The sequence below is a fragment of the Parasphingorhabdus sp. genome (assembly GCF_039977335.1).
In the GTDB taxonomy this organism is placed as follows: Bacteria; Pseudomonadota; Alphaproteobacteria; order Sphingomonadales; family Sphingomonadaceae; genus Parasphingorhabdus.
The window spans coordinates 688,000-709,887 of the sequence record NZ_JBDWDI010000004.1 but is presented as its reverse complement, the minus strand read 5'-3'; the positions used below and the strand labels follow the sequence as shown (position 1 = coordinate 709,887).

At 47.5% G+C, this 21,888-nt stretch carries 29 protein-coding genes and 1 tRNA gene; 20 read left to right on the top strand and 10 right to left on the bottom strand.

Annotated elements, in window-relative coordinates:
* Positions 1–203 precede the first annotated feature (203 nt).
* The gene (gene radC, locus ABJM21_RS10665; RefSeq protein WP_348377250.1) at positions 204–980 is read left to right on the top strand and encodes a DNA repair protein RadC; all 777 of its coding nucleotides are present in this window, start codon (positions 204–206) and stop codon (positions 978–980) included.
* Complete coding sequence (locus ABJM21_RS10660; RefSeq protein WP_348301167.1) at positions 981–1,298, top strand: hypothetical protein; 318 nt, start codon at positions 981–983, stop codon at positions 1,296–1,298.
* A 15-nt stretch (positions 1,299–1,313) separates the two neighbouring features.
* Here ABJM21_RS10660 and ABJM21_RS10655 read toward each other — a convergent pair whose 3' ends face one another.
* Complete coding sequence (locus ABJM21_RS10655; protein WP_348382155.1) at positions 1,314–1,478, bottom strand: hypothetical protein; 165 nt, start codon at positions 1,476–1,478, stop codon at positions 1,314–1,316.
* A gap of 305 nt (positions 1,479–1,783) precedes the next feature.
* Here ABJM21_RS10655 and ABJM21_RS10650 point away from each other — a divergent pair, with 305 nt between their 5' ends.
* The 4 genes from ABJM21_RS10650 to ABJM21_RS10635 all read left to right on the top strand — a co-directional run bounded on the left by ABJM21_RS10650 (position 1,784) and on the right by ABJM21_RS10635 (position 6,107).
* Positions 1,784–1,948 (top strand): hypothetical protein, encoded by a 165-nt coding sequence (locus tag ABJM21_RS10650; protein WP_348301168.1) that lies wholly within the window; start codon positions 1,784–1,786, stop codon positions 1,946–1,948.
* 257 nt (positions 1,949–2,205) lie between these two features.
* Positions 2,206–3,348: a tyrosine-type recombinase/integrase gene (locus tag ABJM21_RS10645; RefSeq protein ID WP_348301169.1), complete on the top strand. Its 1,143-nt coding sequence runs from the start codon at positions 2,206–2,208 to the stop codon at positions 3,346–3,348.
* Positions 3,349–3,567: 219 nt separating this feature from the next.
* A complete protein-coding gene (locus tag ABJM21_RS10640; RefSeq protein ID WP_348301170.1) occupies positions 3,568–3,819 on the top strand; it encodes a helix-turn-helix domain-containing protein in 252 nt (83 codons plus the stop codon).
* A complete protein-coding gene (locus ABJM21_RS10635; RefSeq protein ID WP_348301171.1) occupies positions 3,816–6,107 on the top strand; it encodes a bifunctional DNA primase/polymerase in 2,292 nt (763 codons plus the stop codon). Before ABJM21_RS10640 ends, ABJM21_RS10635 begins: the two co-directional genes overlap by 4 nt.
* A gap of 41 nt (positions 6,108–6,148) precedes the next feature.
* Here ABJM21_RS10635 and ABJM21_RS10630 read toward each other — a convergent pair whose 3' ends face one another.
* Positions 6,149–6,766 (bottom strand): hypothetical protein, encoded by a 618-nt coding sequence (locus tag ABJM21_RS10630; protein ID WP_348301172.1) that lies wholly within the window; start codon positions 6,764–6,766, stop codon positions 6,149–6,151.
* A gap of 401 nt (positions 6,767–7,167) precedes the next feature.
* On the opposite strand from ABJM21_RS10630, the gene ABJM21_RS10625 reads away from it, so the two are divergent.
* Positions 7,168–7,635 carry a hypothetical protein gene (locus ABJM21_RS10625; RefSeq protein WP_348301173.1) on the top strand — a complete coding sequence of 156 codons (468 nt, stop codon included), beginning with the start codon at positions 7,168–7,170 and terminating at the stop codon, positions 7,633–7,635.
* Positions 7,632–8,987 (top strand): phage terminase large subunit, encoded by a 1,356-nt coding sequence (locus ABJM21_RS10620; protein ID WP_348301174.1) that lies wholly within the window; start codon positions 7,632–7,634, stop codon positions 8,985–8,987. The genes ABJM21_RS10625 and ABJM21_RS10620 overlap by 4 nt, the downstream gene beginning before the upstream one ends.
* Here ABJM21_RS10620 and ABJM21_RS10615 read toward each other — a convergent pair.
* Positions 8,984–9,445 (bottom strand): hypothetical protein, encoded by a 462-nt coding sequence (locus ABJM21_RS10615; RefSeq protein WP_348301175.1) that lies wholly within the window; start codon positions 9,443–9,445, stop codon positions 8,984–8,986. The two genes, ABJM21_RS10620 and ABJM21_RS10615, sit on opposite strands and share 4 nt — an antisense overlap.
* 119 nt (positions 9,446–9,564) lie before the next feature.
* Between ABJM21_RS10615 and ABJM21_RS10610 the strand changes: the two genes are divergently transcribed.
* The 3 genes from ABJM21_RS10610 to ABJM21_RS10600 all read left to right on the top strand — a co-directional run bounded on the left by ABJM21_RS10610 (position 9,565) and on the right by ABJM21_RS10600 (position 11,084).
* On the top strand, positions 9,565–9,792 hold the full coding sequence (locus ABJM21_RS10610) for a hypothetical protein (RefSeq protein WP_348301176.1): 228 nt from the start codon (positions 9,565–9,567) through the stop codon (positions 9,790–9,792).
* 172 nt (positions 9,793–9,964) lie between these two features.
* Positions 9,965–10,711: a hypothetical protein gene (locus tag ABJM21_RS10605; protein WP_348301177.1), complete on the top strand. Its 747-nt coding sequence runs from the start codon at positions 9,965–9,967 to the stop codon at positions 10,709–10,711.
* A 25-nt stretch (positions 10,712–10,736) separates the two neighbouring features.
* Positions 10,737–11,084: a hypothetical protein gene (locus tag ABJM21_RS10600; RefSeq protein WP_348376524.1), complete on the top strand. Its 348-nt coding sequence runs from the start codon at positions 10,737–10,739 to the stop codon at positions 11,082–11,084.
* Here ABJM21_RS10600 and ABJM21_RS10595 read toward each other — a convergent pair.
* Complete coding sequence (locus tag ABJM21_RS10595; protein WP_348301179.1) at positions 11,074–11,601, bottom strand: hypothetical protein; 528 nt, start codon at positions 11,599–11,601, stop codon at positions 11,074–11,076. The two genes, ABJM21_RS10600 and ABJM21_RS10595, sit on opposite strands and share 11 nt — an antisense overlap.
* Before the next feature lie 93 nt (positions 11,602–11,694).
* Here ABJM21_RS10595 and ABJM21_RS10590 point away from each other — a divergent pair, with 93 nt between their 5' ends.
* Together ABJM21_RS10590 and ABJM21_RS10585 are read left to right on the top strand one after the other, a co-directional pair.
* A complete protein-coding gene (locus tag ABJM21_RS10590; RefSeq protein ID WP_348301180.1) occupies positions 11,695–11,898 on the top strand; it encodes a helix-turn-helix transcriptional regulator in 204 nt (67 codons plus the stop codon).
* A 134-nt stretch (positions 11,899–12,032) separates the two neighbouring features.
* Entirely contained in the window at positions 12,033–12,827 is a 795-nt protein-coding gene (locus tag ABJM21_RS10585; RefSeq protein WP_348301181.1) for a hypothetical protein, read from the top strand.
* On the opposite strand, the gene ABJM21_RS10580 is transcribed toward ABJM21_RS10585, so the two are convergent.
* Positions 12,816–13,925, bottom strand: a complete 1,110-nt coding sequence (locus tag ABJM21_RS10580) for a DNA cytosine methyltransferase (protein WP_348301182.1) — start codon at positions 13,923–13,925, stop codon at positions 12,816–12,818. The genes ABJM21_RS10585 and ABJM21_RS10580 overlap by 12 nt on opposite strands.
* 26 nt (positions 13,926–13,951) lie before the next feature.
* Here ABJM21_RS10580 and ABJM21_RS10575 point away from each other — a divergent pair, with 26 nt between their 5' ends.
* Both ABJM21_RS10575 and ABJM21_RS10570 read left to right on the top strand, forming a co-directional pair.
* Entirely contained in the window at positions 13,952–14,647 is a 696-nt protein-coding gene (locus tag ABJM21_RS10575) for a hypothetical protein (RefSeq protein WP_348301183.1), read from the top strand.
* Positions 14,644–15,726: a DUF262 domain-containing protein gene (locus tag ABJM21_RS10570; RefSeq protein WP_348301184.1), complete on the top strand. Its 1,083-nt coding sequence runs from the start codon at positions 14,644–14,646 to the stop codon at positions 15,724–15,726. Before ABJM21_RS10575 ends, ABJM21_RS10570 begins: the two co-directional genes overlap by 4 nt.
* A 118-nt stretch (positions 15,727–15,844) precedes the next feature.
* Here ABJM21_RS10570 and ABJM21_RS10565 read toward each other — a convergent pair.
* Both ABJM21_RS10565 and folK read right to left on the bottom strand, forming a co-directional pair.
* Positions 15,845–15,920: transfer RNA gene (locus ABJM21_RS10565), tRNA-Lys, on the bottom strand.
* Between the two features lie 86 nt (positions 15,921–16,006).
* Positions 16,007–16,495 carry a 2-amino-4-hydroxy-6-hydroxymethyldihydropteridine diphosphokinase gene (folK, locus tag ABJM21_RS10560; protein ID WP_348301185.1) on the bottom strand — a complete coding sequence of 163 codons (489 nt, stop codon included), beginning with the start codon at positions 16,493–16,495 and terminating at the stop codon, positions 16,007–16,009.
* 97 nt (positions 16,496–16,592) lie between these two features.
* Between folK and ABJM21_RS10555 the strand changes: the two genes are divergently transcribed.
* From ABJM21_RS10555 to ABJM21_RS10540, 4 genes are all read left to right on the top strand, one after another.
* The gene (locus ABJM21_RS10555) at positions 16,593–17,174 is read left to right on the top strand and encodes a superoxide dismutase family protein (RefSeq protein ID WP_348301186.1); all 582 of its coding nucleotides are present in this window, start codon (positions 16,593–16,595) and stop codon (positions 17,172–17,174) included.
* An 81-nt stretch (positions 17,175–17,255) separates the two neighbouring features.
* Positions 17,256–17,714 (top strand): low molecular weight protein-tyrosine-phosphatase, encoded by a 459-nt coding sequence (locus tag ABJM21_RS10550; RefSeq protein ID WP_348301187.1) that lies wholly within the window; start codon positions 17,256–17,258, stop codon positions 17,712–17,714.
* A 319-nt stretch (positions 17,715–18,033) separates the two neighbouring features.
* The gene (locus tag ABJM21_RS10545) at positions 18,034–18,741 is read left to right on the top strand and encodes a Bax inhibitor-1/YccA family protein (RefSeq protein WP_348301680.1); all 708 of its coding nucleotides are present in this window, start codon (positions 18,034–18,036) and stop codon (positions 18,739–18,741) included.
* A 151-nt stretch (positions 18,742–18,892) separates the two neighbouring features.
* Positions 18,893–19,549, top strand: a complete 657-nt coding sequence (locus ABJM21_RS10540) for a hypothetical protein (protein WP_348301188.1) — start codon at positions 18,893–18,895, stop codon at positions 19,547–19,549.
* Positions 19,550–19,664: 115 nt separating this feature from the next.
* Here ABJM21_RS10540 and ABJM21_RS10535 read toward each other — a convergent pair whose 3' ends face one another.
* Both ABJM21_RS10535 and ABJM21_RS10530 read right to left on the bottom strand, forming a co-directional pair.
* The gene (locus tag ABJM21_RS10535) at positions 19,665–20,114 is read right to left on the bottom strand and encodes a hypothetical protein (RefSeq protein WP_348301189.1); all 450 of its coding nucleotides are present in this window, start codon (positions 20,112–20,114) and stop codon (positions 19,665–19,667) included.
* Between the two features lie 164 nt (positions 20,115–20,278).
* Positions 20,279–20,899 carry a glutathione S-transferase family protein gene (locus ABJM21_RS10530; protein ID WP_348301190.1) on the bottom strand — a complete coding sequence of 207 codons (621 nt, stop codon included), beginning with the start codon at positions 20,897–20,899 and terminating at the stop codon, positions 20,279–20,281.
* Between the two features lie 26 nt (positions 20,900–20,925).
* Between ABJM21_RS10530 and ABJM21_RS10525 the strand changes: the two genes are divergently transcribed.
* Positions 20,926–21,117: a hypothetical protein gene (locus ABJM21_RS10525; RefSeq protein WP_348301191.1), complete on the top strand. Its 192-nt coding sequence runs from the start codon at positions 20,926–20,928 to the stop codon at positions 21,115–21,117.
* A 78-nt stretch (positions 21,118–21,195) separates the two neighbouring features.
* Here the strand turns inward: ABJM21_RS10525 and ABJM21_RS10520 are convergent, their stop codons facing one another.
* The gene (locus ABJM21_RS10520) at positions 21,196–21,888 is read right to left on the bottom strand and encodes a YafY family protein (RefSeq protein WP_348301192.1); all 693 of its coding nucleotides are present in this window, start codon (positions 21,886–21,888) and stop codon (positions 21,196–21,198) included.

The following is a 21,888-nucleotide window of genomic DNA, read 5'->3' as shown; positions in this document are numbered from 1 at the left end:
AGATCCGACTGGATTCAGCCGCAAGTTGGCATATTCATATTGGATTTGCTGGCGCTGATAATTCTCGCAGTGATTGCTTTTCGGAGTAATAGATTTTGGCCAATGCCAGTCGCCGCCTTTCAGATGATACCGGTACTGACTTTCTTCGTGACGTGGGTCGGACGAGATCTGGAGTCCTACGGGATAGGACTTACCCAAGGAATATGGAGCTATCCCCAACTGCTGATATTGATCTGGGCCGCCTTACGGAGCAAAAAAAGGAGACAATTAGAGCACGGGACATAAAAACCGTTGCTCAGATTATGGAGCCTATCATCGGTGACAGGGCCAAGGCTGAAGCAAAAAAGCTGATATCCAAGTTCAGTACAGTCAACGAGCTCTTTCTGTATTTTGCGAAGAATGACGCGCTTCCTCTTGGTCTGAGTCAGCCGGTTGCCCGGTACCTTAAAATTTTGGCACATTCTTTTGCCTATGCGCTGGAGCGAGAGGTCCTTAGTGGCCCTGTTCTGCCAAATTCGAGTTCGCTGCATGACTATTTGTTTAACAGTTGCTCAGCGGCTGAAACCGAAATGTTTAGGGTATTGTTTCTGGATGCTGCCAATCGTCTCATCGAAGACAGGCTAATGAGCATTGGGACTGTGGATCGGGTTCCGATATATTCGAGACAAGTGGTCAAAGCTGCATTGGACCTTAATGCTGCGAGTATCATATTGGTCCACAATCATCCTTCAGGTGATCCCAGTCCAAGTCCAGCGGACATTGCGTTGACTGAGAAAATCATCAACGCCTGTGAAACTTTTGAATTGGAATTGATCGATCATCTTATCGTAGCCCGAAGTGGCATATGCAGTTTGCGCGAACTGGACCTTTTGCGGAACAAGGATCTTGGGAAGCGACCAAGATCTGGGGAAATAGGAAAACCAGCCAGTATGGTTGAAATTTACCTACAGTCATTGCTTAACATCATAAGGAAACCTTAAGTGAATAAGCCACCAAAATCAGAGAGTTTCTACAATTTGCTGACTGTCTGTGAGCAAGCGGTCGGTGGAGATATGACTAAGAACATACCTTTAGCGATAGGACTGAATATCTATATTGCACAACGCAGTGGAGATGCATTGGATAGAGATGATTTAATGAATTTGGTGGCAGCCGTACCATCGACGTTTGATCGATATGTTTCGTTAATGGAAAATGACGGCGTGATTGAAAAGTCATCGGGTAGCGATTCTAAGGATTCGGTGTTTATGCTTTCGGACAGCGCAACAGAGTGTTTTCAATCTATTTTCGAAGACTAGGTCTTTTTGCTCTCCCTAGTCTTTGCGAACTCCTAAGGAGCAGATTGCGTCATCCAGCTTAGCAGCTACTAATAGTTCTTCGCTCGAATCTAATAGTTCCAATGCTTGCTCCATCAGAGCGTTAGCTTTTTCCTTTATCTCACAATCCCTGAAGTTTTGATGTTCATCATCCGACGACATTGGTTTAGTCCTTGCGACGCTTTTTTTATTTGGAGCTCTATTGACGAAACAGCATTTCAACACAATAGCGATTAACCATAAATGTATCAGCAAAACTCTGAAAAATAGAATTTAATTTCTGTTCCCCGTCAGCATTGGATAAACAGATTGCGGTTCATTAAAGTGTGAGTGATTGCGTATCATCGTAGTGACGTAAGGAACGAAGATGAAACCAACATCTATTTAACTCTCATGGCCTCAAAGTGCCAAAGGCGCTGAAGACGGACAATTGGTCATAGATATCTGCCTTGCATTTGAGGGTGTTTATGACGGGGTTGAATGGTTTTCTAGGAAAGGACTATCTGTTAAATATTGGCAAAGCAGATCTAGGCCGCTGCTCAGAAGATATCGCCCAGCAACCAGGAAATGAAGCCAAGTTGGAGCGTTGGCTTAGTAATTCCAAGGAGCAGAAACTTGAAAAAATTCAGTAACAAGGATGTGGAGCCTATAAAAACATTAGGCTCCAAGCTAGCGTATTTTTACCGTAAGTTATTGAAAAATATGGTGAGCCCTGCTGGGTTCGAACCAGCGACCTACTGATTAAAAGCCCCGCAAAAGCTAGTCGCTCAAGGTCACTCCGAGCGAATAATGGCGTACAACTAACGTTTTCCACGACATTACAGTCAACAGGCGGCGACCAGAGGGTGTCACCGTTCGGTACTTAATTCGGTGTTTATGGAGAATTTAGATGGCGGTTATTAATTTGACTGAGGCTCGCATCCGAGGGTTGGAATTTGGTTCAGGGACTTGGCGCGACGAACAAGTCAAAGGTCTTATGGTCGTATGTCACAAGACGACCAAGACGTATGCGGTCCAAGGTGATGTTCGCCGAAATGGCCGTCACATAAGGACTGTACGAGCCAAAATTGATCGTTGTGATCGTATTGGTTTGAGAGAAGCCCGCAGCCAAGCCAAAGCCCTGATGAGCAAAATTCAGTCTGGTATTGATCCGACCGCCAACCCTGATGAAAGCGGCATCACGCTTAGAAAAGCTATGGATGTTCATCTTATCGACAAACCGCTCCGGTCCAGGACTAAAGAAGGTTATGAATACCATCTTGAAAAATACCTAAAGCGATTTGCAAATAGGGCAGTGGTCGACATTAGCCGTCAGGAGGTCAGAGAGCTTTATGATAAGCTTCGGTCAAAATCTGGCCAGACAACAGCTGGATCTGTCATGAGGACTCTCAGAGCGGTCATAAACACGGCAATGAGGCTAGATGAAACAATCGCTGCCAACCCTGTTGCAGCTATCAGAATCCCGACAAATAACCGGCGCAAGGTTAGCGCACTCGATATCCCAAAATTCTTTCTTGAGGTTGAGACGCTCAATCCAATACGCCGTGATCTGTACATGACGATGTTGCTGACTGGTGCCCGTCGTTCATCAATCCTACAAATCAGAAGAAACGATGTTGATTTGCAAAATTCCATTTTGACGTTCTGCCATATGAAGACAGGTGGCCCAATGATTTTCCCCATGGGCAAAAAGCTGAGTTCGATTTTGGAAAACCGGCTGGCGGCGGATGAAAAAATCGGCAGTCCTTGGCTGTGGCCTTCACCAGGAGCAAGCTCTGGTCATATCGTTGAGCCAAGAGAGAAGGGCAGGAAATTGCCAAGTCCCCATGAATGCCGCCATCATGCAAGAACGATGTTCATTGCTTCTGGCGTTCCCTATGCTGAGTCAGCATTACTACTTGGTCAGCAGTTGCCTGGAGCTTCCGGTGGTTATGTGCATCCTGAGCATTTGGTCGAGCATCTGCGACCGCATGCGCAAGCTTTGGAAGAGTACGTGTTTCACCGCCGTTCAAAATCCGATTGTCCAGCCTAAGTCATTCAGGGCCATTTGATGGTTCTTTCAGGTGATTAGAGATGGTACTTGAAATTAGCGTTTCCGGTTCCCATTTTTTTTGCAAGGGCGAACTCTTAGGGATACGCAGCAATGTCCACACTTTGTGTGGATCCTTTCATACAGTCATCAAGCCAAAAGGTTTGATGAAACATTTTCTGAAGATTTGACCCTATTTGGTCGAAGGAAAGTTGTAACTGTATGGATCATTTTGATCAAAAAAACATCTCATCGCTTCTGGCTGAGATTCTAGAAAATACTAAAAAACAAGATAATCAAAGTCCTTGGCTGGATACTGATCAAGCTGCCGGTTATTTGAATTGCTCATCTGGTACGCTTAAGACGTGGCGTTCTCGAGGTGAAGGTCCTGCCTATCACGTCATCAACCATAAGCTTGTTCGATATAACGTCGATGACCTTAACGCGTATGTTCGCGGGGAGGTGGCCCGATGAGTTATGATGATAACAGCGGCGGCGCCGGATCTGGGAAACGATCCGACGCCCACACTGGAGATGAGCTATGGAACGGTCGCTCTGATGCTTCTGGAAATAACAAATCCAAGCATGCATCGGTACCGTCGTTCAAGCCTGAGCCCTTTCAGCTGAACGGCTTCGTGGGTTCTGACCATGGATTCATAAAATTGCACTCGGCTAAGGCACAGGACAAAAAAAGCAAGCCTATCGGGAAGGTGCCAATGGAACGGTGGCGCGATATCGCTCCAATGTCGATTGACGATGCAAAAGAGCATTTGCGTCGCGGTTTCAATGTAGGTGTTCGATTGAAGCGGACCGATCTGGTTTTGGATGTTGATCAGCGCCATTATGATAAAGGCAAAGACTCTTTGGCACAGTTCGCAAAAGATCTCGGCATTGATTTGTCCGACTTTCCGAAAGTCGTAACCGGTTCAGGTGGCTTTCACTACTACATGAAAAAACCGATCGATCTTGCGCTGAGAAGCAACCTCAAAGAATATCCTGGCCTAGAATTCAAATCATATGGCTGCCAGATGGTCGCGCCTGGTTCTGTTCATCCCGATACTGGCAAAAACTATCAGTGGGATCCACTAACAGTGGAAGTGAGTAGGACACCGCAAGTTCCTGATTCAATGCTAGCTTTGCTCAAAAAGCCAGATCCAAGAAATAATATTGTCCAAGGAGGTGACGTAACTCCCGAGCAGCTTGCTGTGATGTTAGCAGGCTTGAATATCAACGACTATGCTGATCACGATGCTTGGCTCAATATGATGATGGCTTGCCATCATGCAACGGGTGGTGAAGGACGTGAAGAATTTATTGAATGGTCGACAAGCCATCCTCAATATTCGGATGACGCCCTGCCCATTGGCAAGCGTTGGGATAGCTTATCTACTGAGCGTGGCGGTCCAAGTGTGACGGTAAATACATTGTATAAAGCGTTGCATGAATCAGGAAAAGATCATCTCATACCCAAGTCCCCAGCAATGGATGATTTTCCCGATGATCTACCATCGACATCAACCGAGCCGAGACCTCGAGGAGTTGTCGATGAGTGGGTCTATGTCGTCGACGCTGAGGTATTTGTGCGCCGTTCTGATGGAAAGAAGTGGAAGAAAGAACAGTGGAAAGCTTACTACGCCAGTCAGTATCCCGATGGCGACGTTCTAAATGCTATATGGAGGGGTAAACTGCCAATTCGTAAGCTAGAATCGTTGGTGTATTTACCCGGGGAAGCAGAGTTTCCCGATGGCGAAAGTGGTGACCGATACAATATCTGGCGTTCATCAGGTGTAGAGGCAAAAGAGGGCGACGTAACACCTTTTCTCGACCACTTAGAATATCTTTTCGTGGACGAGGCTGAGCGAGAATACGTTCTCGACTATTTGGCTATGCTGATACAAAATCCGGGGCAGAAGATTAACTATGCTCTACTAGTCAAAGGCAGCCAGGGTACTGGTAAAAGCTGGATCGGACGGTTGATGACATGCATCATTGGTCTGCCGAACGTAACACTTCCAAGCAATGACGAAGTGCGATCAAACTGGACCGGCTGGACCGAAGGCGCAAACCTTGGAGTAATCGAAGAACTGATGGCAGTAGGCAGACTAGATATGACTAATCGTCTGAAGCCAATTATTACCGAACTCTACCTGCGGATCGAGAACAAAGGATTTAGTCACTACAGCATTCCCAACAAACTAAATCTGATGGCTTTTACCAACCATGAGGATGCGGTACCGATGGAGCGTGGCGATAGGCGATGGCTAGTTGTCTTTTCAGGCGCGACGCCTCGTGATGAGGCATATTATGACCGGTTGTTCGCTTTCTTGGACGAGGGCGGTCCAGCTGCGGTCAAGGATTGGCTTTTGAAGCGCGATCCAACACTGAAGCCAAAAGGTATGGCGCCAAAGACGAAAGGAAAGGACAAGATGCGTCGACTTTCCCTTGGTGAGGCTGAGCAATATCTGAGCGAAAGGTTGGAAGAGGGTTTGCCGCCATTCGACTTCCCGTTGGTTAGGTTCGAAGATGTTCTTAACTCTATACCCCATAAGGTCGATCGTCTTGGGAAACGACTTAGAAATCGTGTTGGTGACTGGCTTCTCAATGAAGCTTCTGCCGTGAAACATACTAGGTATACGAAGGCAGGAATTCCCAACCGACCGAATTATGTTCTATGGTCAATCAAGGATCATGACAAATGGAACGAAGCTGGTCCATCGGCGAGAATTGATGCCTTTATGAAGCAGAATTCTGATTTGATTTAGAAAACGATGGCGGGATGATGTAGGAAATTATCCCGCCATATTTATAGATCGCAAACCCATTCTGCTGGGGGTTTTGAGGGGTAAGAAATTTCCATTTTGAGTTGCTTCCCTTGAAGCAAAAGAAGGCGATCAAGAAACTCTTTGTTTCGATCGGTTCTCTCAATTTGAAACGGGTGAGTATAACTTGATTTTTTGTCCCACATGGGAGGTACTAGGCTATCTCCTTGACAGGATAGCCAAGCTAGTCTGTAAATTTCTAATAACTCATTTCTAATTTTTGACCATTTTCCACAAGTTAACTCTTGGTAATTTTGCTGCGCATGAAGCAAGTTGCCCAAGGGAGTGTCGACAAACTTGATCAGTTTATCAGGTACGGGTGTGTGGTAGATATCGAAAGTCTCTCCCTCAAGATGGTATCGGCACAGAGCCATCCTATCGGCGTAAGAAGCCCGCCGAATTCTTTGGCCAGTTTGTTTCACATTCCAAGGTTTAACTTTCACGTTTTCGTAAGCAAGCAGAGCATTCGCGTATTCTCCTTGCCGAGTTTCGATGCAACAACGTAGTTCAAAGGCTGCGTAAAACAGATTTCGGACATCTTTTTTCTGCAATGCTTCTTTTGCTCTCTTGAGATAGCCAGTGGCTGAAATATCATAGCCCATGGTGAATTAACCTTCCTAATAGTCACATTATTTTGTTGTAATAGACAGATGGTAGACACGCTCTAGACAACCCCACCTGCCTACCCTGTGAAGCAAGAGAGAGCTGACTTTATTGTTCTGTATACAGGTAGTCATCTAATCTTATTGTATCATTATCTTCTCAAAAATTGATCAGGTGAAAATTGGGTTCTATGAAACAGATAGACTTGGAAAGGACCTGTCCCCCTGTATCCTTGTCTACTCACCGTAATTTTTGATGACCGATCAATCACCATGGGCCAGAACACTGGTCCCCAAAAGCACAATACCCGCGACATAAAAACCCCCGAAACCAAGCCAGATATTCGCCCCGCTAATTCCTAGTTCAAAGGTCGATCTGGCTGAACGTCAGGGATTGTATTGTGTTGAACGAAAATGAATTGGACAAAAACCGCACTGAGAACCGGAAAGAGGCGACAAATCTAGCTAAAAGAGGTCCAGGGCAACCCAAATATGTGATCCCTGAGAACCATGTTCCACAGATCATAGAGGCCTGTGCCAAAGGTGCCTCCGAGGTATCAATCGCCCGCGCGCTCAAGATCAACTATCGTACTTGGCTCCGTGTGCGAACAGAAGATGAGCGGATTGCATCTGCTTTGCAGGAGTCCAAAAAAATCGAGGAAGATGAGCTGTCTTCCATCTTATTGGATAAAGCGAGGGATGGTGACACTACCTCCATCATTTTTGCCCTGAAAGCTCGGCACGGTTATCGTGACCATGGCACGCCAAGTGGTGGTAGCGAACAGCAGGTCAATATCCAGATCAATTTGCCTGCAGCTCAGAATGACATGACTGATTACTTGAAGACAGTGGATGGCACATCGTCATGATGACCAATGTCGAAGCCACGCCTTATCAGTCTAAAGTGCTGAGCGTTCCTGAAAGCTGTGACCTGTTTCTGGGCGGCGGGCGCGGCGGCGGCAAGTCCCATTGTAAGGCGCTGCTGATCTTGCGTCATATCGAGCAATACAAAGAACAAGCCCGGGTGTTATACGTCAGGAAGACCTACAAGGGATTGGCTGACTTTGAACTCGTGCTGCGCTCCATGTTTGGCGCCGCATATGGCTCTGGAGCTTCATACAACGCCACCGAGCACGTTTTTCGCCTGCCTTATGGATATGTTGAACTGGCTCAGGTCGATAGCCTGGGAGCCTATGACAAGGTGCAGGGCAGGAGCTTCACCCTCATCATGGTGGATGAACTGACCCAATGGGCTGACCCACATGTGATTGATATGCTCAGATCCAATCTGCGTGGCCCTAAAGAAATTCCGCTTCGCACGGTTTATGCCGGTAACCCTGGTGGTGTTGGTCATCAGTGGGTGGCTTCTCGATACGTGCTCCCAGCCAAAAACTGGCGGCCGTTCAGAACAGAAGCAGAAGGGCTTTGTGTCCACGCCCCATCAACTTACTTGGACAATCCTCATCTTGATGCTGATGACTATCGGCGCCAGTTGAAGGCAGCATGTGCTGGTGATGAAGATCTCTATCAGGCTTGGACCGAAGGCGATTGGTCAGTTGCCCGCGGCGCCTTCTTTGCAGGGTGCTTATCACCTGACCGTTGCGCCACCGAACCTTGGTCTTCAATCCCTGATGGCTGGGACACATGGCTTGCTCATGACTTCGGTACGGCATCTCCATCAGCAACATACTTGATGACTGAATCTCCCGGCGCCGAAGGCCCCGATGGGATATTTTATCCACGGGGCTCAATCATCGTAGTCGATGAGCTCGCGACAGTCCGTCCAAATCGCCCGTCAGAAGGCCTCGGCTGGACTGTGCCTAGACTTAGCGAAGCTATCTGTGAGCTTTGCCAGAAATGGAAAGTCGAACCAGATGGTACCGCTGACGATGCCATATTTGCTCGCGCTCGAGGGTTCAGTGCTGCAACAATTGCCGATGAGTTCAGTCAGCAAGGCGTAAACTTCAGTCCGGCGGGGAAGGGCACTAGGAAAACAGGTTGGCAGAAAATGAGGACACTGCTCTCCCAATCAGGAATGCCTGACAAACCGGGTCTGTATATCTCCACATTGTGCAAATATGCTTGGGACACATTGCCAGTCATTCCTCGTGATCCACGTGATATAGAAGATTTGGATAGTGACTCAGCCGATCATGCTGCTGATGCAGTTAGATATGGCGTGATATGGGAACGCCGAACATTTTTTCGCAAGACGTTTTAGCCGTCAGTATATTTCCATCCTTGGAAATCTGGATTTCTAGATTCAATACGATTGGTTACTGTTCGAATGGGCTTCTGTTTCCGTTCAGCGGCTTGTCTTATGCTACGGTAGATTGTTCCATCAATTGAAACTCTACGACTATTACTGGAATAGCGTTCGAGTTCTCCTCTCCGATAAAAACTGCCCAATGATCGGCTAATCTGATCAGTCTTCAAAACATATTTGCGATCAAGTCTTTCCAGCATGTCGGCAATCATTTTGATTGTGATCCGCGGTTTGATTTTTTGTCTTTTTGCATCGGCGATATGTGTTTCAATAAACAACCGGACGACCGCCCGCCGGTTTGCATAGGTTGTCCCATCGGGTGTTTTCTTGCCATGGCTACTATATGGCACACCACACTGATTACTAAGGAAAATATCAAGATCTGTGAGCGTTTTTACGTCTTCAATTCTCATGTAGACACTTTTGACTATTTTGTCTTCTGAGTCACGCAGTTATTGTTGCGTGGATGGTAATCGTGTGAATATTGGGCGCTCCTTTGATGCAATTCAGCATCCAATTTGGAGTAACGATCATGACTAAATATATTGCATTTCATAACGACATCAAAAGATTTGAACGGCTGGCTGAGGTCGGCGAAATTTCTCGCGATGCCGTTGCGCCGCTTGCGTGCATTGCGGACGCAATACGTAATGCGCAATATGTCATAGGGCCTGGGCACATTCCAATTGGAGTGTTGCTAGATCCAATTCCTGTCCAGCATATCAAGAACTATTTGAAAGACCGTAAGGCGGGTAGTTGAATGCTAGGCAGCATCCGCGAAGGGCTAAAGTTCTTCGCTGATGCTGGTCCGCAAACACCTCAAATCGAACTAATAAATTCACGTGCAGTTTGTTGATTGAACGAACCTCTGCGATGGCAGAAAGTTGGGCGGATGTATCCGCGTTAATCGTCTGATCCATGGGCTGCACGTAATGCAAAGCCAATCAAGGAGAAGACCTATGACAACCCCCAAAGCAAAACTTGGAACGAAATGGATGGACGTGCACGAAATTCGCGCAGCACGATCCAAAGCACAGACAAATCGTGAAGCACAAAAGAGACTATTCAGTGATCTCAAGCAGAGATTGGAAAAACGCCAGTCAGAAGTTGAGCGATCCTTGTCAGGATTGAATTCTGGATCACAGAACTTGGTTGCCGATGCGGTTGCCGGCTATCGCCGTGAACTCAATGCTGAATCGTCTAGCATACGCCTGGCTTATGTCCAAACAGCTGGCAAACTGCGCGATGATGTTCAAAGCACGGCTAATCATTATCAATCTTCACCCCAGATGTTGGCGCGTTACACCTTAGGGTCTGAGAAACGCTCCCGTTACATTGAGCAAATTGCGCATTCGGGTCCCGCTGAGCTTGCAGCTTTCGCCGAATTAGCTGCATCAACTAAAAACAAGGACCTTGCCGCTGCACTTTGCTCCAAAGTCTACCAACTTGAACCGACAAAACGTCCCTTCGATGCCGCTGAATTGGCGAATGTCATCGTCGGTGATGAACTCAAGGAAATCCAGTCAGCGTTCAGCGAAATCGAACGACTGGCCTTGGAAGCGGTTTATGATGACACCGCTTTCGAAACCGGAAAGCGCAATCCAGGTCGTGACTTGCATGTCGCTGTGATGAAGCAGGAAGAAGACAACGCCGCCGCTCGGGGCAATGTGGATGTTTAGCATAAGAAAAGAAACACAGGAGCGTTTGAAGCAGCTTCGTTCAATAGAACGGGGATCGTCCATTCATTTGACTTATCCATCACGTCACGAAGCTTCCCGCGGGGCTCTTTGTGGCAAAAGGATCATTCCCCCTAAGGAGCTGTTTGTTCGCCTAGGTGGCAAAGCTGATGCATTTGACGACGAAGCTTTGCGGGAATGCCGTCGTCAATTGAAAGCTCACGGTTACAAGCAGGATCAAGCCGTTGTCGAATTTTTCGGCGAGCTTGAAGAGGTTTGGATCAGAACAGACGAATGGCCGGAAGACAAATGTCAGGACGGTCAAGAAGTGATGATTGATTTGGACAATTGGATTGAAAGAGTCTTCAAGCCTTGAGTTCCCAAAAGTTGTTTGGCGAAGTTCCGAAAAGAGCCTCGCCAACTTCTTTCATGCTATCCAGTTTCCAAAACTTGCCCTTGTTGACGATCCGCAGGCGTTCTCGCTTGAGTTTAACCCCCGCCGCATTTGCCTTGCTGTGGCGAGCCGGTTTACTGTCGGGCAATTTCAGTTTTGCTTGCGGTGGTCCGCCCAACCAATAAAATGGACCAAGTTCTAGATTGGCAGCGTCAGCATTGAACCAGATTATGCATCCGCCCACTTTTTCAGTCAGGGCTAGGTTTATGTTTACGTTAGCTCGTTTGCCGCCAAGCCTCATAGCCTTAAGTTGAATTCGTCTGGTGACTTCTCCAACTTCGATCACGATATCATAACCGTTGCTGTCAAACTCGGCGCGCAGGATCTCAAACGGTAGTTTCATGTCGAGAAGAAGCACCTTAGAAAGCTCGGCGACAAAAATATGCTCAAGCACCTTTTCACGTAGCACCGAGTGCTCTGCGGCCCATAGATCAAACATCCACTAACACTGCAGTAGCTATCTAATCTGTCAACAGAAAAAGAGATTCATAGTCCGTGGTACAATCAGCAACAATATCGTTGATCCTACCTGATGGAAGTCAAAGAGCGATTAGCAAGAAACATGAAGCGGTTGCGCAAGGAACGTAGTTGGTCGCAGGAGGCTCTCGCTCATGAAGCTGATCTTGATCGCACATATATCAGCGGCATTGAAAGAATGGTTAGAAATCCTACGATGACCGTAATTGATCGCATAGCAACTGCACTAGAATGCTCAATGGGGGACTTACTTGACTGACTTGTTCCCTCTCGTTCTAAGCAAAAGCAAAGCAGATCGCTTTTAAATAATTGGGCAATTGAGTCAGGACGAGAAGTTCTTGATTACGCACTAATTCAACAATACCCTCTGCTATTGAATCGGAGGGCCCCAATTTGACAGATAATGAAGATTCGAGAATATCTTCTTCCGAGTTTCGCAGCGTTCGCGATACACTTGAAGCACTATCCTCTTCACAGTTTGATGTGATCAAATTGATACTGAATCGTTTTGAAGACGAAGCCGTGGGTGAACTCTGTCGAGATGACTTTTTTGCACAGGATGATTGGGAGTATTTTGCGGTTCGATTGGCGGCACATCACGCATTCAGCACAACGGTTATGAAGAAAGAGAATTTCGAGCACATCTTAGAAGAGGTTTTTACGCGAAAAAAAATTGTTACTAAGAGAGCGGACAGTATGACGCATCGTGGAGCAGATTTAACAGTTGGGGGGATTACACTTTCGCTTAAGACAGAGGCGGCAAAGGGTTTGAAGCACGGTTACATTACCATCTCAAAACTAATGGAGGCTGCCTGGATAAAGCAGATGGAGAACGTATCGGATATTCCAGGTTTTATAGCCTCTAAGGTTATGCCTCATTTTGACAATTATGATCGAATTTATATCATGCGGAGTTATGTAGATGGGGAAAGATCAGCACACGTGAGGTACGATCTTCGAGAAATTCCCAAAGACCTCTTGCTCAGGATTGGTGATCTCCAAGGCAGTGATTTTAAGAAACCAACGAAAACCAAGACAACATCGGCGAATGTGTCGGTGAATGGCCGGCGAGCTTTTACTTTCAGTCTTGACGGTAGCGACGACAAACTGACAATTCGGAATTTAGATATTGATTTCTGTCCTTTGCACGCCTGGTGGTCTTTATCTTCCGAAGGTTTAACCCGCTAGATCCAATTGCATTTCGTGATTTGAATGTGTTTCTATCCCTTTACTGTCATCCCAAATAGCTCTGGCGATCTTTTGTGCAATCATCGGAGGCACGGCGTCACCAATTTGTCGATACTTAGAAGCCAGGCTACCCATGAAGCTATAATCCGGGAAGAACCCTTGCAACAACGACATTTCCCTAACGGACAAAAGCCTATCCTGCTCAGGATGTGAGTATCGTCCGTTTCCAGGGTGACAGCATTCGCGAGTTACGGTTGGTGCTGGCTTGTCCCATGAAAGGCGACCATATATGTCAGGGTAAGAGCCAGGTTTTAGGGGGTCCATGCTAGGGATAGCCAAATGAGAATTGCTTTCCATCAAATCTATCCAACTACCACCATCTTTCGGGATCGCTTTCATCCGTTCCATTGAAAGACCATTCATTTTTGGAGCCGCATGCATGGGATCATCTGCATGTGTTTCTCCAGCTTCAATTGGCGGTAAATGTCCGATTGCGTCACGCACGGTGTTAAATCTGTTGACCCTTGGAAAACTCAAGGAAAATGCTCCGTCCAGTTTCGCAACTATCAAAGAGCGTTTTCTGCTTTGCGGCAAGCCAAAGTCTTTTAAATCATGAACTTCTGCAAAAACATTATAGCCCAACTTGGTTAGTGATCGATGAAGGTTCTGGTAGTGGTGTTTGTGCCTACCCCTCAATAACTCTTTGACGTTTTCGATGACGATATATTGAGGTTTCCAAGCTTCCGCAAAGTATGCTGTTCTTCCAATAAGACTATTCCGAGGGTCGTCAAATTTGTGATTGGAGGCGCGCTTTTGGCTGAATCCGGTACACGGAGCGCACGAAATTAGAACATCTACATCAGTCGAGTTAAACTCGAAGTGCGCGGAAATATCGGTCGGAGATTTAGTCGATAGATCGGCAGATAAAGGCCTAAGCCCCAGGTTTTTCTCATATGTGTCATTACAAGAAGTCGCTCCGATCGGATGGCTTGGTTTCGCTACTTCCAAGTCAACAGCACCAATTGTTTCGAATTTTCCCGTCGCAACAAATCCGGAAGACATGCCGCCGCCACACGAAAAAAGATCAACAAACTTCATAGAGCTGCCCTTTAGCCAAATTGCAAATGCCAATCGTAGCGCGTCTCGAACATTCAGTGAACAAAAAAATTGCTTTTTTCTCGCTAGTAGATAAGCCTGTAGAGATCGTTGTAAGGGGCAATTCTCAAGTACTTATGTTTATATCGCAGTTCGATAACTTTAAGGCGGCACTTGCCAATAGCAATAATCAAACATTGCTTGATCGCTTTTATTTTGGTGGAACATGCGCTGTGCTTTCTTCAGAGCAAGAAGCCGAATTACGTCGTTTGGTATCAGGAAAGTATGGCGTGAACATGAGAGATGTGATCGTTACTGGATCCGCCAAACTTGGTTTTACGACGGTTGCAAAGATTGACAGACCAATTTTTTCTGAATTTGGCAACACTTCTGATATCGACATTGCTATAATATCAGAAGATCTGTTCTTGAGGTTTTGGAAAAAAGTTTTCGATTATCAGAATGAACACGGCAACAATTGGCATGATAGTAACTCGTTCAGAAAGTATCATTTACGTGGATGGATGAGACCGGATCGGCTTCCAGCGGGCGAAAATTTCCCGAGTTCGAACGAATGGTTTGAATTTTTCAGGGAATTGACATCATCTGGAAAGTTTGGGCACTACAAGATAACTGCCGGCGTCTATTTTAATGAATATTTTTGGAATCAATATGTCTCATTGGCTTTTGACCAATGTCGAAAAGAATTGGAGAAACTGGCATGAAGGCATCAGCAGAAAGTAGGCGGATCGCCAATATAATAAAATCAATACGAGAGGAGTCGTTGGTGCCTCGTCCAGATTTTCAAAGGCGAAGTGTTTGGACCAACAAGGATAGGATCGCATTCATTGAGACTATTCTTTCGGATTATCCGTTCCCTGAAATTTACATTGCAGCAAGTAATGTTGACACGGTTTCTGGCGTCGCGACTGAACTTTTGGTTGATGGTCAGCAACGTATGCAAACGATTTTTGATTATTTTAATGGCGCTCCACCCTTCAAGCGCACGAAATCGATAACACTATATAAAAATTTGTTAGAGGAACAAAAGAGAGACTTTTTGAATTACGAAGTCGCAGTGCGAAATCTAGGCCTTCACGACGATTCAATCATTCGTGAAATTTTTACACGGATGAACCGAACCTCTTATGATCTGAACGAGATGGAGAGGTTTAACGCGAATTATCTTGGGGAATACAAAAAATTCTGCGAGGCGATCGCCGAACGAGACTTTTTCAAAGGCAAAAAAATCTTCAGTTCTGCAGATATTAGGAGAATGAAGGATGTTTCTTACATAGCATCACTAGTTGCCACGATGCTGTCGACATATTTCCATCGGGATTCTGAAGTCGAAAACTATCTAGAAAAGTACAATGATGAGTTCCCTCAATACAAGGAAATATTCGTACGGATGAACAATGTGTGCGGCTATTTGTTTGAATTAGGTTTGGAAGACAGCTCTCGCGCTTGGAAAAAGGTAGATTTTTATACATTGTTTGTTGAAGTCGATAGGCAGCTCCACAAAGAGCGCAGAAAGCCGAATACGGCTGAAGCAGCAAAGTCCCTAACTAACCTATTTTCGGCTGTAGACGAAGCTAGAGAAGATCCTCCCGAGGAAGAAGAGGCTAGAAAATATTTTGAGACAACGTTGCAGGCTACAAATGATCGAAGCAATCGTATAAAACGCGGAGAAGTTATTGCGCAGCTGCTTTCTTCCGTTCCAAATGAAAGTTTTGAGCTAGAGATTCCTGAAGAGGATATCGTAATAGAAGGGTTTTCTGTGGAGATCGAAGAGGGCGATTAACGCAGTCGGATCTTCGAATTCTTAAAACCAATCGGTACTTATTCGGTGCTTGAACGTTCGGACGTCAATGCCCAATCAACTGAATTCAAGTTAACGCGCTGATATGCAACCATGAATATGGTGAGCCCTGCTGGGTTCGAACCAGCGACCTACTGATTAAAAGTCAGTTGCTCTACCGACTGAGCTAAGGGCCCACAACTGCGCAATGGCTGCTGCGAAGCGCCTCCCTAGTGGGGCTTGGCTTTCGGGTCAAGCGGCTTTGAGCGGTTTTATACGGTTTTTAAGTTTGGCCAATCCGGTAGGCCAATTGCCTGATCGTCAGGCCGGTGACCGGATCGCTCCAATCGGGCGTAATTTCGGCGGCTGGGCGCAGAACGAAGGGGCGGTGCTGCATCTCGACATGGGGAATGATGAGCGCCGGGTTGCGGCTGGAAAAATAACCTTTGCTCCATAAAATAATATCAAGATCGAGTACGCGCCGTGACCAGCGTTCCCCCCGCCTTGGTCCAAAAGTTGATTCGATAGATTTCAACATGCTGAGCAGAGAGATGGGATCGTGCCGGGTTTCGATCAGGATAGCGGCGTTGGCGTAGCGACGGTTGGACGGTCCAATTGGCCGTGAACTGACTATAGATGACTGGCTAAGGACGGTAGTGGCAGCATCCGCTTCCAATGCTGCGATCGCTGCTGTGAGGACAGCATGTGGCAGACCATAGTGGATATGGCGCTGATTGGATCCCAATGCGATCAAGAAACGGCTTTTTGGCATCGAGCTCCGACAGATAAATGCTGTTATATAAATGGTTTCAAGGCGATAGAAGCGCTGCTACCATGGAACTAGCTTAAGGCAAACTGAGGAAGTTATAATGAGTGGTCAACTTGGAAAGACGGGTGGAGCGGGGTTTTTGCTCGTGGGACTAAGTCTTTCGTTAGCCGCTTGTAGTGGCGGAAATTCTGATTCTGAGGTTGCGCCTGCCGAAAGTATCGCAAGGGCGACACTATTTGGTGCTGATCAAACGCAATATGGCGAGGTCATTATCGGAGAAGGCGATGGAGGCTTAATTGTTCGGATAGATGCGAAGGGTCTGGAACCCGGACCACGTGGCGTTCATATTCATGAAGTCGGGAAATGCGATGGTCCGGATTTCAAATCAGCCGGTGGTCATTGGAATCCAACCGAAAGACAGCATGGATTGGAAAACCCTGAAGGCGCGCATATGGGTGATTTTCTCAATCTCGTTATTGGTGAAGATGGGTTTGGTTCGGCCGAAGCCACTATTGATGGGGCCAGTTTGAAAGAGGGGACCAATGCTCTTGTCGATGCGGATGGTGCGGCGTTCGTGGTTCATGCAGGGGCAGATGATATGAAGACTGATCCATCCGGTGAGAGCGGTGGCCGGATTGCTTGCGGTGTTTTTGAGCTTCAGAAATTTGAGCCGGTTCGATAATTTTCACTATATTGGGCATGTGATGGTCATCATATAGAGTCTATAAAACCACATTATAATGTTTAGCTATCGGGGGGTCGCATGGCTATTTCAGTTCTTTTTGTTTGTATGGGTAATATTTGCCGGTCGCCATTGGCGGAGGCCGCGCTGCGCCAGCAATGCGCCTTGTCGGGACATGGTATGATTGTTGATTCAGCCGGAACACATGATTGGCATACCGGGCAGCCGCCGGATGATCGCGCGCAGAAAGTGGCTGCGAAAAATGGGGCGCCCATTGATCATCTCCGGGCGCGTCCTGTTCGAACTGCGGATTTTCGGAATTTCGATCACATTATCGCGCTCGATGGAGATAATCTGAATCATTTGGAGATCATGCAGCCGGCTGATGGAGCGGCTGTGCTGTCTTTATTCCTGGATTATGTCAAAGGCCGGGAAGGGGAAGGGGTTATAGACCCTTATTATTTGGACGATGACGCGTTTGATACAACCTGGACAGACGCGGTCGCAGGAGCAAAGGCCCTTATCGACAAATTATCTTGAACAAGCACTCACAGATGTGAATTCAAGACCAGCCTTAAGCAATGCCCAGCGGCAGTGGGCCGAACGCGAGGGTGCATATTCATAGAGGGTAATTTCCGGAATATGCGCTCCTGAACCTCTGTTTTCTCGCTGAATTTCGCATATCGATTGATGTTATCTATCGGAGTGCTTGTTGATTTTATCAGTTACATCTCCGGTTTTTCTTGAAAAATTCACATAATCAACCGATATTAAAGGAGATAGCACCGCACTTATGTTTTTGCGGCTGTATAAACTGAGGAGTTTGAATATTATGGCTTGGCCTGACCCTAGAGCGACAATGTCGCGTACACCTGTTGGCACGACGCCACAATCCGATGTCGCTTATGACGCAGGACTGCGTTCGTACATGCTCAAAGTCTATAATTACATGGCTAGCGGTGTGCTGCTGACCGGTATTGTGGCGATGCTCTTTGCCAGCTCTGGTATGGCAGCTGAAATCATGTTTGGCGGCGGACCGCTGAAATGGGTGATTATCTTGTCTCCGCTCGCAATCGTATTTGCGATGAGCTTTGGACAGAATAAATTCTCGACGTTCACGCTTCAGGCTATGTTCTGGGGCTTTGCAACGTTGATGGGCCTCTCCATGTCGACGATTTTCCTGGTTTACACCGGTGCGTCGATTGCGCAGACATTCTTTGCCACAGCGGCCGCTTTCCTGGGCCTTAGTCTCTTTGGTTATACGACCAAGAAAGACTTGTCCGGTTGGGGCAGTTTCCTGATCATGGGTGTCGTCGGTTTGTTGGTCGCCATGGTGATCAATATCTTCCTTCAGTCGACGATGATGCACTTTGTTATCAGCGCGATTGGTGTCCTGATCTTTGCTGGTCTGACGGCCTATGACACGCAGCGGATCAAGAGCATGTATGCTTATGTAGCTGGTACCGACATGGTCGGAAAAGTGATCATCATGAGCGCGCTGAACCTGTATCTGGACTTTATTAATATGTTCCAGTTCCTGCTCAGCTTCATGGGCAGCCAGGACTAAGCTTTAGTTCATATGCTTTGAGTTATGACAAAGCCCGGCAGGAAACTGCTGGGCTTTTTCTTTTGGCGGTTGGTCGTTTTCCTGTTGCTAACGCTGGACAATCCGAAAAGCCCGGCATAGGAAAACGGTTAAGTTTGTAGGGGAGAGTAAAGTGATACAGGGTATTAAAAATCTACGTCTAGTGGTGGCAGGTGCCGCAGTTGCTGTTTTGGCAGCATGTCAGACCGCTCCTCCTCCTGTGGTCGCACCTGTGGTGCAACCCACTTACACACCGCGGGCGCCAACCACTCCTTTTGGGGCGAGCACCAATACTATCGTTCCTGCGCTCCGTGCGGACGGTCTACGCCAAACGATCAACCGTGACCTTGGGCCGCTGGAAACCTTATGGCATGTCCGCGCGGCTTTGAACGTGGCAGCGCTTAGCTGTACTGGCCCGCAATATGCGCGCCTGGTTAGCGATTATAACGCGTTTATCGGCAACAATAAGAAATACCTTCGCAACGCCAATAATGCGATCATCAGCAAATATCGTCGTGAGCAAGGTAGCGGCTATAAAAAGGTCCACGATCGCCATCAGACCAGCCTTTATAACTACTGGTCATTCTCGCCGCTACGCCGTCCTTTCTGCGATCAGGCAGTACAGGTAAGCCAGCGAGCCATTATCACAGAAGAAGATGGGATGAAGGATTTTGGCGCTCAGGCGCTGGTTGAACTGGAAAAACCATTTAACGATTTTTATCTGGCCTATGAAGAATATGAAAGAGACCTTGCGGCTTGGCGGGCTCAATATGGGAATTCAGCTAACTAATTTTTCGCTGCAACAAATTAGAGCAAAAAAAAGGCCAGATGGGATGAACCATCTGGCCTTTGTCTTTCAGCTTTAGAGGGATGAGAAGAGAGCGCTGAAAGAAGGAGGGAGAAGTTTAAAAGCCGAAGCGGACACCGACGGTGCTTTTGTCGGCAGCCGCTGGGCCTGCGTCCGACAGATAGTCCGAGCGTACCGAACTGGACAGGAAGCGTCCTGGGTTCACGGCATCGACACCGCTATCTTGCGCTGTGGAGCGGTAAGCAAATTCTTGAGGGATGAGCAGGCTTGAAAGGCCGATATTGGGTTGTGCTGTGACAGGCGATCCGCTGTCCTTTACCCGGTAACCTGGCTCAAACGCATCGGCCATGGTTGCCATGAAGCTGTGGTCTTGCTTGCCGGTAAAGCTAGCGAGATCAAAATTGCTGATAGGAAGGTCGATAGCTTGTTGCTTTTGGGGGGCAGCAGCTTCCACCATGCTTTCTGTGTCGATGGCGGAGTCAGCAAATGCTGGCGTTGCGGTCATGCTGATAAGGGCAGCGGCGGTGGCAATAATTACATTTTTCATGACTTCGTCCTTCCTATATTTCGCAGCGAGCATTTGCTTGCTGCTCTCATAGAAGGTTTCGCGGCGATACCGGATAAGGTTACAGCCCGGCGATTTTTTTATCGAAAAAATTGCTCAATAGTATACTTTTGATAGATTGAGCCAGATATTGAACTGCAGATTTCTTAGCTTTCTGCTATTAATGCCGCGTCAATCGCCTTGGCTTCCTGATATTTCTCCCGCGCCCGCAAACGCTCGGCATAGGCCCTGAAACTATTGCGTTCGGGGAAACTCTGGAACTGCAGACCCCAGTCCACTTGTGATCCGACATATACATCCGCCATCGTGAAGCGCTTGCCGCATACATAATCGTTGGACTGCAGCATCTGATCTAACACATCCATCGCCCGATCGTAGCTGCCATAACCAGCCGTGCGCTCTTGTTCTGCTGTTGGAGAAAGACCGAAATTGCGATCCAATACGGCCTGTTCAATTGGTCCTGCGGCAAAGAATAGCCAGCGATAATAATCAGCGCGTTCTTCCGGCTTTGGCGCCAGATCCGCTTCGGGAAAAGCATCTGCCAGATAAGCACAAATGGCGGCACATTCGGTGACCGTTTTGCCATTATGCACAATGGCAGGAACCTTACCCATCGGATTTATAGCGAGATATTTATCCGATTTCATCTCGTCGGCATATTCAATGATCTGTTGATCATATTCGGCTCCCGCCTCATGCAGCGCCCAGCGCGCAATCTGACCGCGCGACATGGGATTGGTGTAGAAGGTGAGGGTGGATGAGGACATAATAGACTCCTGTAGCAATGAGGATCATGACCTTAGCAAATGGGCTGCGATATCACAGTAAGCGATTATCTATACTGACATTGCTGATCGGCCGGAACGAGATGAATATCGGCAAAGGCCGCTGTGATTGTCTCTCCGCTGTTATCAGTGTCGCTCGATATCGCGATGGAGGTTACTTTCGCTTTGCCGGCCCTGAACCGCTTCCGGATATCGACTAATTCGCAACTGATTGTTTGCAGGCTGCAGCAAGTGTTGGAAAATAAACAGATAAATAAGGGCGACTGCCTACCAGCAGATTACTGCTTTCCATATTTATCTTCGATCTGCCTCAGAATTTCGGCCAATGAGCGCTCTGGTACCGGGGCGTAAGTGACACCTGTTTTAGCAAGACCTTCCATTCGGTCCAGGCGAAACATCCGAAAATCATCACGCAACTCGCACCATGCGACTAACGTCCATTTCTTGCCCCAGAACCATAGCCCGAGCGGCTGAACAGTGCGGGTTGTCGCTGAACCTTCCTGGTCGTGATAATCAAAAGACAAGATATCTCGCGCTTCGATGGCGGCTTCACAAAGGTCAATTATAGCCCTGGTTTGATCACCTAGGCCCATTTCTGGCGCGAATATCTTCGTACCACCGACCCGATCGCGCTCTTTTTCGGGCAATACGGTTTCAATTTTGACCAGCGCTTCTTCCGCCGCGCCCATCATCGCGGTGCCACCCCAGGCGCGGACCATGCGTGCACCGGTCACGAGCGCGACAATCTCCTCGCGCGTGAACATCAGCGGCGGCAGGTCAAATCCGCTACGCATGATATAGCCAATACCCGCTTCACCATCGATGGGGACGCCGGTGGACTGCAGGTCGGCAATATCGCGATAGATTGTACGCTCGGAAACCTCCAGGCGCTCGGCTAGTGTGGCTGCCGTAACAAGCCGACCGCCGCGCAGATATTGCACGATCTGGAACAGGCGGTCGGCTCTACGCAT